The 16,472-nt window shown below is 60.0% G+C and carries 16 protein-coding genes; 11 read left to right on the top strand and 5 right to left on the bottom strand.

Annotated elements, in window-relative coordinates:
* Positions 1-89: 89 nt before the first annotated feature.
* Complete coding sequence (locus AC0QKW_RS22545; protein WP_473153355.1) at positions 90-3,884, bottom strand: WD40 domain-containing protein; 3,795 nt, start codon at positions 3,882-3,884, stop codon at positions 90-92.
* A 268-nt stretch (positions 3,885-4,152) separates the two neighbouring features.
* Here AC0QKW_RS22545 and AC0QKW_RS22540 point away from each other — a divergent pair, with 268 nt between their 5' ends.
* From AC0QKW_RS22540 to AC0QKW_RS22510, 7 genes are all read left to right on the top strand, one after another.
* Positions 4,153-5,310 carry a BMP family ABC transporter substrate-binding protein gene (locus AC0QKW_RS22540; RefSeq protein ID WP_473153354.1) on the top strand — a complete coding sequence of 386 codons (1,158 nt, stop codon included), beginning with the start codon at positions 4,153-4,155 and terminating at the stop codon, positions 5,308-5,310.
* 88 nt (positions 5,311-5,398) lie between these two features.
* Entirely contained in the window at positions 5,399-6,496 is a 1,098-nt protein-coding gene (locus tag AC0QKW_RS22535; protein ID WP_473153353.1) for an ABC transporter permease, read from the top strand.
* A gap of 181 nt (positions 6,497-6,677) precedes the next feature.
* Positions 6,678-7,607 (top strand): ABC transporter permease, encoded by a 930-nt coding sequence (locus AC0QKW_RS22530; protein WP_473153352.1) that lies wholly within the window; start codon positions 6,678-6,680, stop codon positions 7,605-7,607.
* A 155-nt stretch (positions 7,608-7,762) separates the two neighbouring features.
* On the top strand, positions 7,763-8,443 hold the full coding sequence (biuH, locus tag AC0QKW_RS22525) for a biuret amidohydrolase (protein WP_473153351.1): 681 nt from the start codon (positions 7,763-7,765) through the stop codon (positions 8,441-8,443).
* A 129-nt stretch (positions 8,444-8,572) separates the two neighbouring features.
* Positions 8,573-10,117, top strand: a complete 1,545-nt coding sequence (locus AC0QKW_RS22520; RefSeq protein ID WP_473153350.1) for an ABC transporter ATP-binding protein — start codon at positions 8,573-8,575, stop codon at positions 10,115-10,117.
* A 75-nt stretch (positions 10,118-10,192) separates the two neighbouring features.
* Positions 10,193-10,537 (top strand): cupin domain-containing protein, encoded by a 345-nt coding sequence (locus tag AC0QKW_RS22515; protein ID WP_473153349.1) that lies wholly within the window; start codon positions 10,193-10,195, stop codon positions 10,535-10,537.
* A gap of 81 nt (positions 10,538-10,618) precedes the next feature.
* A complete protein-coding gene (locus AC0QKW_RS22510; protein WP_473153348.1) occupies positions 10,619-11,305 on the top strand; it encodes a cysteine hydrolase family protein in 687 nt (228 codons plus the stop codon).
* 194 nt (positions 11,306-11,499) lie between these two features.
* Here the strand turns inward: AC0QKW_RS22510 and AC0QKW_RS22505 are convergent, their stop codons facing one another.
* Both AC0QKW_RS22505 and AC0QKW_RS22500 read right to left on the bottom strand, forming a co-directional pair.
* On the bottom strand, positions 11,500-12,285 hold the full coding sequence (locus tag AC0QKW_RS22505; protein WP_473153347.1) for a DUF1350 family protein: 786 nt from the start codon (positions 12,283-12,285) through the stop codon (positions 11,500-11,502).
* 59 nt (positions 12,286-12,344) lie between these two features.
* Positions 12,345-12,467, bottom strand: coding sequence for a hypothetical protein (locus AC0QKW_RS22500; protein WP_473153346.1), 123 nt, complete (start codon positions 12,465-12,467; stop codon positions 12,345-12,347).
* Between the two features lie 15 nt (positions 12,468-12,482).
* Here AC0QKW_RS22500 and AC0QKW_RS22495 point away from each other — a divergent pair, with 15 nt between their 5' ends.
* Complete coding sequence (locus tag AC0QKW_RS22495) at positions 12,483-13,343, top strand: alpha/beta fold hydrolase (protein ID WP_473153345.1); 861 nt, start codon at positions 12,483-12,485, stop codon at positions 13,341-13,343.
* A gap of 7 nt (positions 13,344-13,350) precedes the next feature.
* Here AC0QKW_RS22495 and AC0QKW_RS22490 read toward each other — a convergent pair whose 3' ends face one another.
* A complete protein-coding gene (locus AC0QKW_RS22490) occupies positions 13,351-13,590 on the bottom strand; it encodes a hypothetical protein (protein ID WP_473153344.1) in 240 nt (79 codons plus the stop codon).
* 169 nt (positions 13,591-13,759) lie between these two features.
* On the opposite strand from AC0QKW_RS22490, the gene trxA reads away from it, so the two are divergent.
* The 3 genes from trxA (at position 13,760) to AC0QKW_RS22475 (ending at position 15,254) form a co-directional block, all read left to right on the top strand.
* Entirely contained in the window at positions 13,760-14,080 is a 321-nt protein-coding gene (gene trxA / locus AC0QKW_RS22485) for a thioredoxin (protein WP_473153343.1), read from the top strand.
* A gap of 3 nt (positions 14,081-14,083) precedes the next feature.
* Complete coding sequence (gene folK / locus AC0QKW_RS22480) at positions 14,084-14,629, top strand: 2-amino-4-hydroxy-6-hydroxymethyldihydropteridine diphosphokinase (RefSeq protein WP_473153342.1); 546 nt, start codon at positions 14,084-14,086, stop codon at positions 14,627-14,629.
* Positions 14,630-14,690: 61 nt separating this feature from the next.
* Positions 14,691-15,254, top strand: coding sequence for an NUDIX hydrolase (locus AC0QKW_RS22475; RefSeq protein WP_473153341.1), 564 nt, complete (start codon positions 14,691-14,693; stop codon positions 15,252-15,254).
* Between the two features lie 265 nt (positions 15,255-15,519).
* Here AC0QKW_RS22475 and AC0QKW_RS22470 read toward each other — a convergent pair whose 3' ends face one another.
* Positions 15,520-16,260, bottom strand: a complete 741-nt coding sequence (locus AC0QKW_RS22470) for an HAD family hydrolase (RefSeq protein WP_473153340.1) — start codon at positions 16,258-16,260, stop codon at positions 15,520-15,522.
* Between the last annotated feature and the right edge of the window lie 212 nt (positions 16,261-16,472).

Below are 16,472 nucleotides of genomic sequence, written 5' to 3'. Positions count from 1 at the left end.
AAACTTTCACCAGAGGCACCCGGTTCAGCCCTCCAGCCAGGGGATAGCGATCGCCGGTTTGGGCCTAGGGAGAGGTTGCAGCAGGCTGCTCACGCCGGGGGAGGGGTCGGAGATAAACGCTGATGGGCCGGGATGGCTGCACCCTGGAGGCTCAGCCCGACAGGGTTGGCACATCCCACCGTAACTGACCCATTCACCTCAGGAGTTGCTTCACTGGCTCCGAGGGTGATCAGGGCTGCCTTTTGCGCGGTGGTCAACCCCGTCGCCCCCGCAATGGCCATGGCTTCGTAGGGGCGGGGCATGCGCAGGGTCTGCTCATGGCAGTAGATAAAGCCATCGGGGGTAGTCAATTTCTTCCACACCTGAATGGTTTCGTCTTGACTACAGCTGATCAGGCGGGTGCCGTCGGCGCTAAAGGTGACGTAGCGAACCCATTTGTGGTGGCCGCCCAGAGTTTGGTGACACCGCCGGGTGGGCAGGTGCCAGAGCTTAATCGTGGTGTCGCCACCGCAGCTAGCCAGCCACTGGCCGTCGGGGCTAAAGGCCACGGCCAGCACCAGGCTGGGATGGGTGCCAATCACCGTGCGATGGCCCAGCTTTAGATCCCACAGCATGACGTAGCCATTGGAGCCGCCGCTGGAAAGATAGCGGCCATCGGGGCTAAAGGCCAGCCCCCGCACCCAGCTGCCTTCGCAGGGCAGGGCTTGTAGGCAGGTCTGGGTGGCTAGATCCCACAGGCGCACGGTTTGGTCTTGGCCACCGCTGGCCAGACGGCGACCGTCGGGGCTAATGGCCAGGGTCCAAACACCGCTTGTGTGGCCAGTGAGAATGCCCTGGCAGGTAGCACTGGCAAGATCCCACAGCCGCAGGGTGCCATCGAGGCTGCCGCTGACCAGGCGATCGCCCTGGGGACAGAAGGCAACCGCCCAAACCTCGTGGCTATGGTCAGCCCAAGTGGCCTGGCAATGGCCCGAGACGCTATGCCACAGCCGCACGGTGCGGTCTTCGCCACCGCTGGCAATCCACTGGCCGTCGGGGCTAACCGCTACGGCTAACACCCAGCCGTCATGGCCCCCAAAGGCTCTGGGGCTGCCCTCGTCAGTGAGGGGCCAGAGGCGTACCCGGCGGTCTTGACCGCCGCTGACCAGGTATTGCCCCTGGGGATGTAGAGCCACCGACCAGACACCGCTGTTGTGGCCGCGCAGCACCCGCAGGGCCTGATGGGTTTGACTATCCCACAGGCGCACCGACTGATCTTCGCTGGCACTGGCCAGGGTGCAGCCATTTTCCTCAGGCGACGCGCCCCGCACAGGGCTAAAGGCAACGTTAGAAATCCAGCTGCTGTGGCCTTTAAAGACCCAGTCAATCTGTCGGGTTTGCCAGTTCCATAGGCGAATGGTTTGGTCATCACCGCCGCTGGCTAACTGTCGACCATCGGGGCTAAAGGCCACGGAGCGCACCGCCTGGTTGGGCCTCGGAAGAGATGCCTCGGGGTGAGTCACCAGCCCTGGTAGAGAGGTCTGGGTCGCCCGATCCCAAAGACCCACGGTGCCATCTTGATGGCCGCTGGCCAAGATTTGCCCATCGGGGCTAAAAGCGATCGCCGCAATGGGTGAACCGGTGGTCAGAATGGTGCTGCCGCCGCTGACCAAATTCCAGAGGCGCAGGGTGCCGTCGTAGCTGCCGCTGGCCAGGTGGTGACCGGCCTGGGTTGGCCCTACCCCGCCTCTGATATAGCCCTGGGGCGAAAACGCCACGGCCCGGACTTCATTGCTGTGGCCAGCCAGGCAATGCACCAGAGTACGGGTGCGCACATCCCAGACGCGAATGTGGTGATCTTCGCAGCCGCTGGCCAAGAAGCGCCCATCGGGGCTAAAGGCCAGGGAAAAAACCCGGCCACCAGAATCTTGGAGCTGGCCGTAGCGATCGCCGGTTTTGAGATCCCACAGGTCGATGGTGTCGTTGGCGCTGCTGGCTAGGGTCTGGTTGTCGGGGCTAAAGGTGACTGCCCAGCACCAGCCGTTTTGGGCTTGCAGGGTGAGCACGGGCTGGGCATCACTGACCCGCCACAGATGGATCTCGTAGCTGACGTCGCTGGCGGCGAGCAGCTGACCATCGGGGCTAAAGGCAATGGAGAGCACCTGGCTAAAGGTGTCTTTAAACACCGAGCGAGACAGGTCGGCATGGGCAAAGTTAGTGTGCTGTAAGGTGCTGTCTTGTAGATAGGCCTGCCAGATCGTCTGGTGAGAAAAATCCCAGCCGGAAAGGGGAATTTGGGCCTGTTGGAGCAGATTGATCAGATTGCCGCAGGCGTAGCTTTGCAGCCCTTGGTGTCGCCAGGCCTCTAGGTGGTGGCGCAGACGATCGGCTAACGATTGGGGACGCAGGCAGTCTAGCACTGGCTGCAAAATCAGCCGGGTCTGGCTGTCGCGCAGATAATCTTTAGCCTGGGCCAAAACCAGAGCGTAGGTGTGCAGCGGGCTGGGGTCGAGGCTGGGCGGAGCCAAAATGGCCTGGCTGACCTGCTTGACCAGCCAGTCGGTGACATATTCCATCACGACGGGTTGGAGGGTAAAGCGGGGGCTGCGCTGGGTGGCCCGGGGGGCATCCCGTTCGATCAGCGATCGGCGCTCTAGGCTGGAGAGAGCCTCAATCAGCTCTCCCAGGGGCAGGGGAATGACCAGGTGCGATCGCAGGTGGGCCAAGGTAACCGGCACGCGGTGAATGGCTAGCCAGGCCATCACCTGCTGTTCTAGGGGCGAGAGCCGATCGATTTGGCCGGCCAGCAGGTCGCGAATATCGCCAAAGACAGAGTTTCCCTGGGCCAGCATGTGCAAAAAGGGACTGAGCTGACCGTCGAAAAAATCTTGCACCACGGCGGCCACCATCTTGAGGGCCAAGGGGTTGCCTGCGTAGTGGTTGACTAAGCGCTGCCAGTCGCTGGCGGTGCCGATAAACTGCCCCCGAGCTTGACATAGAGATTGCCCCACAGGGGGCGGCAGCCCCGGCAGCCGCAGCGAACGAATCGGTAAACCATCCCCTTCTTGGTAGACAATTTCTTTGATTTTCTCGCGGCTGGTGAGCACGATGGTGCTCTGGTGGGCGGCATTGCCGAGGCTGTAGAACAGCAGGCCATAGTCTTCGTAGCCGGGCTGGTAGGTGCCGGTGCGATCGCCAGGTTGCAAAATGGTTTCCCCATTGTCGAGCACCAGCAGGCAGCGGCGCTGGCGCAGCTCAGTCAGCAGCGATCGCAGCAGGCCGTCAAACTCAGCGGCGGTGTCGGTCTCCGGTGCCAGCACCCCCAGTAGATCGCGGAGCAGATCAGGGGCCAGCGGGGCGTGGCGCAGCGATCGCCAGATCACCACCTCAAAGTGGTCTTGCATCTGCTGAGCCAGCTTGACCGCTAGGGTAGTTTTGCCCATCCCCCCCATGCCAAACACCCCCACCAGCCGACAGCCTTGAACACGGCTCTCTGCCCCTTGATCAGCCAATATCCAGGCTTCGAGTTGGGCTAGTTCGTGGGTGCGTCCGTAGAAAACGGCGGTGTCGGGCGCGTCACCCCAGTCGCGGCGGCGGGTAGACACTGGGGTCAGATCTAAGCCGTCAGCAGCAGGCAGCCCCAAGACAGACCGTTGGCGGGCTAAGACGCCGCGCAGATTGCGCTTGGTCACCCTTTCCCCCAGGTTTTCTGAGAGGCGCTGCCACAGATCAGAGCCGATTTGCTTGATATAGCCAACCTCATAGCCCAGGGCCAAGGCCATACCTTGATAGGTGCGATCGTCCCAAGCCTGCCTAAACAGAGTGATTTGTAGTGGGCTGAGCGATCCCGTCCCCCGGTCAGCCAAGACTTGCTCAACCAGAGCTAACGCATCATCGGCGGTCATGGTCGTGTATCCAAGACTACTCGTTTCTCTGAAACTGAGGCAACACAGGGCATAGGGGCAGTTCTTTGGTGTTGATCCTAGCCAAGCGATACCTACAACTTTGTACCTTAGGCAACATTTTGTCAGAGAGCCCAGCCCAGCCCGCCCACAAACGCACCTTTGGCGAACTTTCCTCGAACCTCCCTCTATGGGCCCCGTTGGTAATCTCTCCTTAACTGTTCAGCGCTTCATCCTGACTGTCTTTCACCCTTATTTACGGAGAGCCCCCATGCGAAACCCGACATTTCAGGTGACCCGTCGCCAGGCAATCCGGGGATTGCTGGCCACCGGAGCCTTTGGTCTAACCGTTAAGCTCAGCGCCTGCGGCAGCGCCCCCACGGCTGGTGGCAGCGATACTCTCACAACGGGGTTTATCTACGTTGGCCCCAAAGATGACTATGGCTACAACCAGGCCCATGCCGAAGGTGCCACCAGCCTCAGCGCCATTGACGGGGTGAAAATCTCCGAAGAGGCCAGCGTGCCCGAAACCAATGCGGTGCAAGAAACCATCCGCAGCATGATCGACATTGACGGGGCTAAGGCCATTTTTGCCACCTCCTTTGGTTACTTTGACCCCCACCTGCTGGCCCTGGCCCAAGACTTTCCCGATGTTCAGTTTTTCCACTGCGGCGGGCTCTACGAAGAGGGAGTACACCCCGAAAATCTCGGCAGCTATTTTGGCTACATCGACGAAGCCCAGTACGTGGCGGGCGTAGTCGCGGCCCACGCCTCGAAGAGCAAACGACTGGGGTTCATTGCCGCCAAACCTATTCCCCAGGTGCTGCGCAACGTCAACAGCTTTACCCTGGGTGCCCGCAGCATTGACCCCAGCGTTACTACCCAGGTGATCTTTACCGGCGACTGGGCCGACCCGGTGCGCGAAGCCGAGGCCGCCAACAGCATGGCCGACCAGGGCATCGACGTCCTCACCTGCCATGTGGACAGCCCCAAGGTGGTCATCGAAACCGCCGAGCGACGCGGCATCTTTGCCTCGGGCTACCACGCCAACCAGGCCGAGCTGGCTCCCCAGGGCTACCTCACCGGGGCCGAGTGGGATTGGTCAAACGTCTACAAAAACTACATCACCGAGATCCAGGCGGGCAAAACCCTGATGAATGGCGGCATTCCCCACCTGGTGCGGGGCGGCTTTCAGGATGGCTTTTTGAAGCTGTCGCCCTTTGGCCCGGCGGTGAGCGCCGAGGCCCAGCAGGCGGCAGAGGCGGCCAAGGCCCAACTGATGGCTGGAGACCTGGTGATTTATAAGGGCGAGATCAAAGATAACCAGGGCAAAACCGTCATTGCTAGCGATCAGGAATTGGGGCAGACCGCCATTGAGCTAGAGCAGATGAACTGGCTAGCGGAAGGGGTAATGGGGAGCGTGGGGTAGAGCACTCATCTGAATGGTGGGAAATACCCACCATTCAGACGTATCCCTGACAACGTGATTCAAAATCCGGTGAGTAAGGAGCAAAATCATGAGCGATCGCTGGCGAAGCCTTCTCGAAAAAATCTGCATTCCCGTGGGGGCGCTGGTGGCGGCCCTGATGATCTTTGGTCTATTTTGCGCCCTGGCGGGGGCCAACCCCTTTGGGGTCTACTACTCGATCTATCGGGCCGCCTTTGGCAGCTGGAGCTCATTTCAAAATACGCTGATCCAAGCGTCGCCGCTGATGTTGAGCGCCCTTTGTACGGCGCTGCCTGCCCGGTTGGGGCTGGTGATTATTGGTAATGAAGGAGCGCTGGTGCTGGGCGGGCTGGCGGCGGTGGCGGGCGGCCTCACCCTGGGGGGCTGGGGTTTGCCCACCCCAGGGGTGCAGTTGGGTATGGCCCTGGCGGGCATGGCGGCGGGCGGCATCTGGATCGCCATTGTCGGGGCGCTGCGCCACTACCGGGCGGTAAATGAGACCATTAGCAGCCTGCTGATGAACTACATTGCGATCGCCTTTCTCAACCACATGGTCAACGGCCCGATGAAGGATCCGGCCTCCCTCAATAAGCCCTCTAGCTACCCGCTACCTGAGATTCATATGTTGGGCACGCTGCCTGGCAGCCGGGTGCACTATGGCCTGGTGCTGGGTCTGGTGGCCTGCGGTCTGGCCTATTTCTTGATTCAGCGCACCACCTTTGGCTTTGCGGCGCGCACCGCCGGGGGCAATGTGCGGGCAGCGCGGGTGGCGGGGCTACCGGTGGGCAAGCTCACCCTGGCGATCTGCTTTTTGGGCGGGGCCTGCGCGGGCTTGGCGGGGATGATTGAGGTAGCGGCAGTCCACGGTCGGGCGAATGAATCGCTGAATGCCAACTACGGCTACGGCGGCGTGCTGGTGGCGTTTATCGCCCGCCACAACCCGATCGCCGCTAGCCTGGTGGCCCTTTTATTAGGAGGCATTCTCGCCAGTGGCGGCATTTTGCAGCGGGCCCACGGTCTGCCCGACGCCACGGTGATGGTGTTTCAGGGCATTGTGTTTTTGTCGGTGCTATACAGCGACTCGCTCTACGGCAAGCTGCCCATCTTCAAAGAACGGCCTCCCACGGTGCGGCCTGCCCCCCCGGTGGCCACGGCGACCCCGGTTTAGAGAAGCATCGTCCCCTCCTCGGAGGGGTGCCCGTAGGGCGGGGTGGGTCAACCCAGGCAGAGAACATTCCGCTGACGGTTAGAAACCTGAGCTCGACCCACCCCTACCCCTCCCAGGAGGGGAGTCCTCCTGGCATATCCCAAGATTGGCTCAATCAATACACCCACGGAGAGTTAGAACCATGGCAACTGAAGCGTTGGGCTGGTGGGGCGTACCCCTGGCCATCATTGCCGGAACCCTGCGGGGCAGCGCCCCCTTTCTGTTTGTCAGTCTGGGAGAATGCCTGACCGAAAAAAGCGGCAAGATCAACCTGGGCCTAGAAGGCACCCTGCTGATGGGGGCGATGAGCGCCTACGCCGTGTCGTACCTAACCGGGTCGCCCTGGCTGGGGGTGATTACGGCGGGCGTCGCGGGCATGTTCCTCGGGGTTATCCACGGCTGGCTGTCGCAGCAGCCTCGGGTTAACGACGTGGCGGTGGGCATTGCCATGATTATCTTTGGTAGCGGCCTGGCCTTCTTTTTGGGCAAGCCCTTCATTCAGCCCTCGGCCCCGCAGCTGCCGACGCTGTCGCTGGCGGGGTGGACTCAGATTCCGCAGCTAGAATCGGCGCTGCAGATTAGCCCGCTGTTTATTTTGGGGGTGGCGATCGCCCCCCTGATGCAGTGGTTCTTTCGCTCCACCCGTTGGGGGCTGCTGGTGCGGGCCGTGGGCGACAGCCCCGACGCCGCGAGGGCCATGGGCATCTCGATCTTTAAAGTGCGGATGGCCAGCATTGTGGCGGGCAGCTTTTTGGCCGGTATCGGCGGCGCATCGCTGTCGCTGTTTTACCCCGGCAGTTGGTCAGAGCGAATTTCGAGCGGCCAGGGTTTGATGGCGGTGGCTCTGGTGATCTTTGCTCGGTGGAACCCGATGCAGTGTCTGCTGGCCTCGCTGCTGTTTGGCGGTGCCCAGGCGATCGGCCCCGCCATGCAGTCGGTGGGCATCGACGCCTACTACTACTTGTTCAACGCGTCGCCCTACATTTTGACGCTGCTGATTATGGTGATCACCTGCTCGCCCAAGCGCACGTTGACTGGCGCACCGGGAGCCTTGGGGCAAGCTCAGGAGTAACCGTTTAGCGCTGTCCTTTAGCGCACTTTATAAGAATGTCTCTAACTGTAGGTTGGGTGAAACGCAGTACAACCCAACAGCGGCAGATTTGTTGGGTGCCGCTACGCTCTACCCAACCTACGACACCTTGTTAGCCATTGCGATGGAGAGAACCCATGGGAATTTTTGTTGAAGCCGAGCCGTACCCCTACCCCTACAACGGGGATCTGCGACCGGAGAATACGGCCCTGATTGTGATTGATATGCAGACCGATTTTTGCGGCATCGGGGGCTATGTCGACAAGATGGGCTACGACCTATCGCTCACCCGCGCCCCGATCGAGCCGATCGCCAAGCTGCTGGGAGTGATGCGCGATCGCCACTTCACCATCATTCACACCCGCGAGGGCCATCGCCCCGATCTGTCAGATCTGCCAGAGAATAAGCAGTGGCGATCGCGCCAGATCGGCGCAGGCATTGGCGACCCTGGCCCCTGCGGACGCATTCTCGTGCGCGGCGAACCTGGCTGGGAACTCATCCCCGAGCTGCAACCTCTGCCTGGCGAGGTGATCATCGACAAACCCGGCAAAGGATCCTTCTACGCCACCGATTTAGACTTGATTTTGACCCGCAAAGGCATTCGCAACATCATTTTGGCGGGCATCACCACCGATGTGTGCGTGCACACCACCATGCGCGACGCCAACGATCGCGGCTACGAGTGCCTGCTGCTGTCTGACTGCACTGGCGCGACTGACTACGGCAACCACCTGGCGGCGCTGAAGATGGTCAAAATGCAGGGCGGCGTGTTTGGTGCGGTAGCCCATTCTGAGGCGCTGATCGAGGCGTTGGCCTAATTGGAAATTTGGAAATAGGGAAAATGCTCACCCTGCGTCAGCTATAGGGGCTTAGCAGTGCTAAGCCCCTACCCATCCCTAGCCCTACCCTCCCTCCCATCCACCCCCTACCCCCTACCCCCCACTCCTATGGCAACCACCACCGCTGCTCCGCAGACCAAAACCGCCCCGCCTGAGCTAGAAGTGATCAACCTCACCAAGCGCTTTGGCACCTTCACCGCCCTCGACCAGGTTTCGATCAAAGTCACCCCCGGCAGCTTTCACGCCCTGCTGGGCGAAAACGGGGCCGGCAAGAGCACCCTGGTGAAATGCATCATGGGCTTTTACACCCCCACCTCTGGGGATGTGCTGGTAGATAAACACTCCCGCACCATTGCTAGCCCCAAGGATGCCCACCACTTTGGCATTGGCATGGTCTACCAGCACTTCACCTCGGTGCCTGCCATGACCGTGGCCGAAAACCTGGTGCTTTCACGCTACGACAGCCCCCAGTGGATTAACTGGGCCTCAGAGTACGATCGCCTTGAGGCCTTTATGGCTAGCTCACCCTTTCAGATCGACCTGCGCACCCCCATCGCTCAACTGGCGGCGGGCCAAAAGCAAAAGCTGGAAATTCTCAAGCAGCTCTACCTCAACAGTCGGGTGCTGATTCTCGACGAGCCCACCTCGGTGCTCACCCCCGACGAGGCCGACGAGGTGCTGGGCCTGCTGCGGGACGAGGTCACCGCTGGCCACCTCAGCGTGCTGATGATTTCCCACAAGTTTCGCGAGGTCATGGCCTTTACCGACGAGGTCACCGTGCTGCGCAAGGGGCAGCTAGCGGGCCACGGCTACGTGCGCGATCTGACCGTGGCCGACATGGCCCACATGATGCTGGGCGAAAAGAAAGAGGCCACCCCGGTTGAGAAAGTGACTGTGCCCGACCCGCGCCCGGTGCTAGAGCTCAAAGATCTCTGCGCCGATCGCGACAATGGTCTGCCTGCGGTGCGCAGCGCCAGCTTCACCGTCAACAGCGGCGAAATCGTCGGCATTGCTGGGGTTTCGGGCAACGGCCAGCGGGAGCTGGTGGAGGTGCTAGCGGGGCAGCGCCCTCGCCACAGCGGCGACATTTTGGTCAACGGCACCCCATACCAGTCGACCCGCAAAGAGATGGCCCTGCACCAGGTCTACACCCTGCCCGAAGAACCCCTGCGCAACGCCTGTGTGCCCCACATGAGCGTGGCCGAAAATATGGCGCTGCGCACCTTTGACTGCCACCCCCAGGCTAGACAGGGCTGGCTGCTCAGCCTTAGCAACATTCGGCGCATGGCCGAGGGTTTGGTCAAGGTGTTTTCGGTCAAGACCCCGTCGGTGGATACCCCCGTGAGCCATCTGTCCGGCGGCAACGTGCAGCGCACCGTACTGGCGCGGGAGCTGTCGTCCACGAATATCAACCTGCTGATCGCCGCTAACCCCTGCTTTGGCCTCGACTTTTCGGCGGTTGACTATATTCACAGCCAGATTCTCGCCGCCCGCAATCGCGGGGTGGGGGTGCTGCTGGTGAGCGAAGACCTGGACGAGTTGCTGAAGCTGAGCGATCGCATTTTTGTGATCAGCGACGGCGAGCTGGTCTACGAAAGCCCCACCGCTACTGCCGACATCAAAACCCTGGGGCAAAAAATGGCCGGGCATTAGCAGATAGGTGGATGGGTAGGGGCAGACCCACCTGTCTGCCCTGGCGAGCATGGGTTAATCAGCGGAAAAGTTGTGATGGAATCGATTGTGTTGCCCGATTTAAAAGCGTTAGCGGTTGATCCAGACCTGGCCTGGGAGCCGTTTCGCCCCGGCGTGGAGATCCATCGGCTGTACCCGGCTGTACCCGACGGGGCCGCCGCCGCGCTGCTGCGCTACCAGCCGGGGGCTTCAGTTCCCTACCATCGCCACACCGGCTTTGAGCATATCTTGGTGCTCTCTGGCTCCCAAGTCGACAACCACGGCACCTACACCGCAGGCACCCTGGTAGTCAACCCGCCCGGCACTCGCCACACCGTCCATAGCCCCGACGGCTGCATCGTCCTCGCCATCTGGGCCAAGCCTGTCCACATCGAAGAATAACGCAGGCGCCGTTTTTCCCGAATCGAACCCTGGGGCAGACGCCGTCTACACCTACCCTACCTCTTTTATCTCCTACCCACCATGACCATCCTCGCCCTCCCCTACCCCTACCCCCTACCCCCCACCGGCCTGGCGCTAATCATCATCGACATGCAGCGCGATTTCATCGAGCCGGGCGGCTTTGGCGATGCCCTGGGCAACGATGTCAGCCTACTGCGGGCAATCATCCCCAACGTCAAGGCGTTGCAGGAGGCGTTTCGCCGCTACAGTCTGCCGATCTTTCAGACCGTGGAGGGCCACCAGCCAGATATGTCTGACTGTCCGCCGTCGAAGCGCGATCGCGGCACGGGCTCACTCAAAATTGGCGATCGCGGCCCCATGGGGCGAATTTTGATTTTGGGCGAACCGGGCAATGGCATTATTCCTGAACTCGCGCCGTTGCCGGGGGAAGTGATTATTCCTAAACCCGGCAAGGGGGCTTTCTATGCCACCGAGCTAGAGGCCCATCTCAAAGCCCAGGGCATTACCCACCTGATTATTACCGGCGTCACCACCGAAGTCTGCGTACAGACCACCATGCGCGAGGCCAACGATCGCGGCTATGAATGCCTGCTGGTCGAAGACGCCACCGAGAGCTATTTCCCCGAGTTTAAGCAGTCCACCCTAGAAATGCTGCGCGCCCAGGACGGCATCATCGGCTGGACGGGGTCAACTGAGGCGGTGCTCAGCGCTCTATCGGCCCAGTATGCTGCTCAGGCCGTGGCCTAAAGGACTAGCCAATCAATCAGACTACCCCCAATGCCTCTGGGCAAACGCCATTTGCCTCTACGATTTTGCCGGTTGAGCATCGGGGTGATGTGATGCGGATGTGTACTGAATGCTTTCCGGTTGACGCTTAGATCGCTGTCCCTATCAGGGCAAGGGTGACCCTTAAACGAGTCATGCAACACAGCCGTTTCACACTATCCTCGATCCATGGTCTGAGGGAGATTAAGCCAGGCCAGCAGGTGGTGACGCAGCTGATTCAAGTCACGATAAAATTCCTGTTTCATAAACTGCCCCACGGCATCGAGGGGGCTAAAGGACTCCCCCGGTTGCCAGCCAATCTCCTGGGCGATGGGGGTAGTGTGCGACCCCTGGAGAATCTGCACAGTGGTCAACTCAGGAAACCGGCGCACCAGTACCTCAGACAGGGGGCGGGTTTGATCGAGATTATCGCTACGAAATTTGATCAGCAGGTTGCGCGGCACTGGGTAGCGATCGCGCACTAGGGCTAGGGTCGTCTCTGGATCTGGGGTGAACTCAATGTTGAAGGCCGGGTTAAACTGCACCACCTGTTCTAACAGCGGAATCGATCGCCGGGCCGGGTAGTTATTAAAGCTCATGTAGATATTCCCCGCTCGCTCTACCTGCCACAGACTGTTGATCAGCAGGTGCACCTTGCAGCCCATGCTGTGGCCCAGGCCGTAGATCGGGAGATAGCGGCTGCTAGTGAGCACGCGCTTGTGCAGATAGCGCAGAGCTTGATCAAAGGTAATCAGCACTTCTTCGGCGATCGCACTGTGGTCAAAAGTGTTGATAAACGGTGTCGCCACCACCAGATAGCCCTGGCGAGCTAGGTTTTCTAGCAGCCACTGGTAGGTAATGCTGGGAGCTGTAGCGACAAAGGCACCGCCCAAAAAATGTACGATCGCCCTGGGATTGGGGGGCACTAAAATCCAGTTGCCAGACACCTCTTGCCAGTTCATTGCGACCAAATAGGGGGAGGGCACTACCGTGGGATGCACCCACTTTTAATTTCTTAACTTTACTGTAGCCAGGTTAAGGCTGGGGCAGCGACCGACCGACAGTAGAGATAGCCGCCCGCCTCGTCGGTCGCTCGGGGCGGCTTGCCCTGGGTTTCGGCAGAGCGGTAAGCTCGACAGACCACACTAAAGGCAAGTCTATGGATCAGAGCAGGGCGATCGCAGAGCAAACCGTAGCCGCAGACGGGCTGACGTGGTTCTACCGCGAGCTGCAGCCCGTGGGTGACAGCGATCGGCTGCCGGTGGTGTTGCTGCACGGCCTGGTCTCCCAGAGCTATAGCTGGCGACAGGTTATGCCTGTCCTGGCCCAGCAGGGCTTTCGCACCATTGCCCCTGACTGGCTAGGCCACGGCTTCTCCGACAAGCCCGATCGCCGCGACTTTGCCTATACCCCCGAGGCGCTGATGGCCGCTTTCGGCAGCTTTTTAGACGCTCTAGCTCTACCTCGGGTCCATCTGGTTGCCCAGGGCTTCTTGGGATCGGTGGGCATTCAGTATGCCCTGGCCCATCCCGATCGCGTCGATCGCCTGGTCATCATCAATGCCCCCATCGGCCCAGGCGCAAAGCTGCCCTGGAAAATTCGCCAAATGGGCCTACCGCTGGCCGGAGACATGATCACCCAAGACCCGCTGCTGGTTGACCGCACCCTAGAGGGCGGCGGCCCCTACCAGATTGACGATGCTGATCTAGATGTCTACCGACGGCCATTTTTGAAGAGTTCTGACGTGGGCCGAGCCCTAATGACCACCGTGCGGCGGCTGGCCATCGATGAGGTCAGCCAGGCGATCGCCGCCGGGCTACCCCAGTGGGATCACCCCACCCTGGTGCTCTGGGGAACCAGCGATCCTTGGCTGCCGGTGAGTTTGGCAACCGCTGCTGTGCAGGCTCTACCCCAGGGGGAGCTAAAAACCCTAGACGAAGTGGGCCACTACGCTCAAGAAGACTGGGCCGAGAAGGTCGCCGCTGCCCTCGATACCTTTTTGCGCCAGATGGCTGTGTAGGCGATTGCTACTGCCAGTCATACTCTAGGGCGGCATCGCCTAATACCTGACGCATGGTCTCGCGCACGGTAGTCAGCTCGGCTACGGTCACCCGGTGATCAGCCCGCATCAAGGTCTGAATACTTTGCATCTCAGCCTTCGATAGTTTGCCGTCTGCTAGGGCACGCTGGATCAACTGCCGGAGTTGATCTAGGTGGGCAACCTCCTCAGGGCTGAGGTCTGCTGAGTTGGGTCTTTCAATCTTCATGGCTGGCTCTAGGGCTGGGGCAGAGAAAGGGTGCAAAAGGCTCTAACGTTGCTCTAGTTCTAACTAGGGGTATAGGCTCTGAGCGCCATGGCCATCGTCATTAGCCTATGCTAGACAAATAGGCAATGTTGTGACCCAGACAACCAATGCTTGTCAGCGGAGATTAACCATGGCAACCAAACAGCAGTTTCAGAGTTTTGACGCCCTACTGGCAGGGGCAGACACCCCCGTTTTAGTTGACTTTTATGCTACCTGGTGTGGCCCTTGTCAGATGATGGCGGGCATTTTGACCGAGGTCAGTCATCAGCTCAAAGGACAGCTAAAAATCGTTAAGATTGACACCGATAAATATCCCCAAATTGCTTCTCAGCACCGCATTGCGGCCCTGCCCACCCTAGTCTTATTTAAGAGTGGTCAGCCTGTAGATCGCATTGAAGGGGTACTCCCGGCCGATCAACTCACGGCCCGGCTGCGGCTTAACTTGGGTTAGTCTGTGGCGGCTGATCCTGCTTATGCTGATGTACTTTGTGCGATCGCCCTGGGCAGCAATCTAGGCGACTCACGCAGCCTTTTGCACCAAGCGCTGACGACCCTGCACCATCCCCCAGATTTGACCCTGGTGGCCCAGTCTAGCCTGTACCAGACCATTGCCATCGGCCCACCTCAGCCCGACATTCTCAATGCCTGCGCCCTGGTTACCACCACCCTGACCGCCAGCGCTTTACTGCATTACCTGTTGGCTGTTGAGCAGCGGTTTGGGCGAGTGCGGCGCGAGCGCTGGGGGCCTCGCACCCTCGATCTTGACTTGATCTTTTACGGTCACCTCGTTCACACTGAACCCGATCTAGAGATCCCCCATCCACGCCTGCGGGAACGAGCCTTTGTGCTCATTCCCCTAGCCGAAATTGCCCCAGATTGGCTTGACCCAGTCACCGGGCGATCGGTGCAAGATCTCTGTACCGCCGTAGACCCTGCCGGGGTGACCCTGCTGGGAAAATTTCTCCAGCCCCAGGAGTCACCTACTAAAACTCAGCACTAGCCCACAGGCGCAAGCCGGTTACAATAGTTGACCATCAGGAATTTTTACTGAGTTCTCATCCATGCCCCTTGGTCAAGAGCCGCCGCAACTGCTAAAGCAACGTCTTTTTTACGAGGGTCGCAAGTTTAATTTTGAGGTCAATCGCCTGCGCCTGCCCAACCGGGCCGAGGGCGACTGGGAATGCATTCGCCACCCCGGAGGGGCTCTGGCGGTGCCGGTGACCGCCGATGGCCAGCTGGTGATGGTGCGTCAGTATCGCTTTGCGGTGATGGGCCGGCTGCTGGAGTTTCCGGCGGGTACCGTTGAGGCCAATGAGAGCCCCGCCGCCACCATTGGCCGCGAAATTCAAGAAGAAATCGGCTATACCGCAGAGACTTGGCTACCCATTGGCACGTTTCCCCTTGCCCCTGGCTACTCTGACGAGATTATCTACGCGTTTTTGGCTACCGATCTAAATGCGATCGCCTACCCCCCCGATGCCGATGCTGACGAAGACATAGAAGTAGTCATGCTCACCCCAGCCCAGCTCGAAAAGTCAATTTTGGCGGGAGAAGCCATCGACGCCAAAACCATCGCTAGCTTCTATCTGGCCAAGCCCTACCTCGATAAACTGGCGGCACTTTAAGCCCAGTCGATCTCTGGAAAAGAAAATACCCTCATGTAGGGGCGCAGGGCCTGCGCCCTCGAGAAGAACCAAAATTCTTGAACATTTTCTTAGGCAGAATTGTCATTATGCTAAATTCGCCTTAGCTACCCCTGATTGGGCTGGGCAAACACCGTTTGCCCCTACGGTTTGGCCGGTTTGGAATCGGGGTTATGCGATCCGGATTGGCTCTAAAAATAGATTTTTATCGTAGGGGGTGCCGCGCCAGCGGCATGGACGATTGGCATTAGTACGCTTCCATCGACACCACCGCTGGCTGGAGCGGGTCGCCGTAGTAGGGTTTGAGCCAGTCTAAATGGATCTCATAGAGATAATCTACCGCCCAAGTAGCTCGGCGGTGAATCATTTGGTAAGGGTAGGCGTGGGCCACTCCCAGCACCGGCACCCCAGCCCGTTTGGCCGCCTCAATACCCGCAAAAGAATCTTCGATGGCTAAGCATTCAGCCGGGGCCAGCGCCAGATCGGCAAATTGGTGGTTGAGGTGCTCGATGGCCAGCAAATAGCCGTCGGGAGCGGGTTTGCTCACGCCGATCGCCAAGTCGTCTGAGGACACAATCAGGCTGACATGCTCACCCCAGGGCACCGCCGCTAGCACCGCCTCAATCTCGCTCCGGCGCGCTCCGGAGACAATAGCCAGCTTGAGCTGAGCCGCTCGAATCTGGTAGACCAGGTCGTCTAGGCCAGGGTACAGCGGCAATTGTCCTAACCCTGCCACGAGTTCTTGGTATCGCATCGCTTTGCGATCGAGGAGCTTTTCAATGTAGCTGGCAGACACCACTCGGCCCTGGCGGCTCAGCAAGTCACCTAGGCAGGCGGCATCTGAGCGCCCGAGGCAGCAATCGGTCAGATCTTGGGGGTTGGGGCGCAGGTTTTCGGCCAACAGCAGCTCTTCGATCAGCCGCCCGTGGATGGCCTCGTCGTTGATCACAACGCCGTTAAAGTCGAGTAGTACTGCCTTGAGAGCCATTGACCTTGCCAGAATCTGTTAAGAGATGCAACGGGTGCACCCAGCTCTTAGCTTAGCCGGTTTGGGTGGCCTAGCAATGGCTGTAACCCTGCCAAGCTAGCCGGTTTGGGGCCAAGGGTGAAAGGGCACACCTTGGCGATCGCCTCTCCCTGCACTCCTCTGTCAGGAGCAGGCTCCAGGACTAACCCCGTAGAACCACTGAGGCGGCCCCC

This window comes from Pseudanabaena sp. PCC 9330 (genome assembly GCF_055795045.1).
The sequence above is the reverse complement of the archived record's forward strand: the minus strand, read 5'-3'. Positions and strand labels throughout refer to the sequence as shown.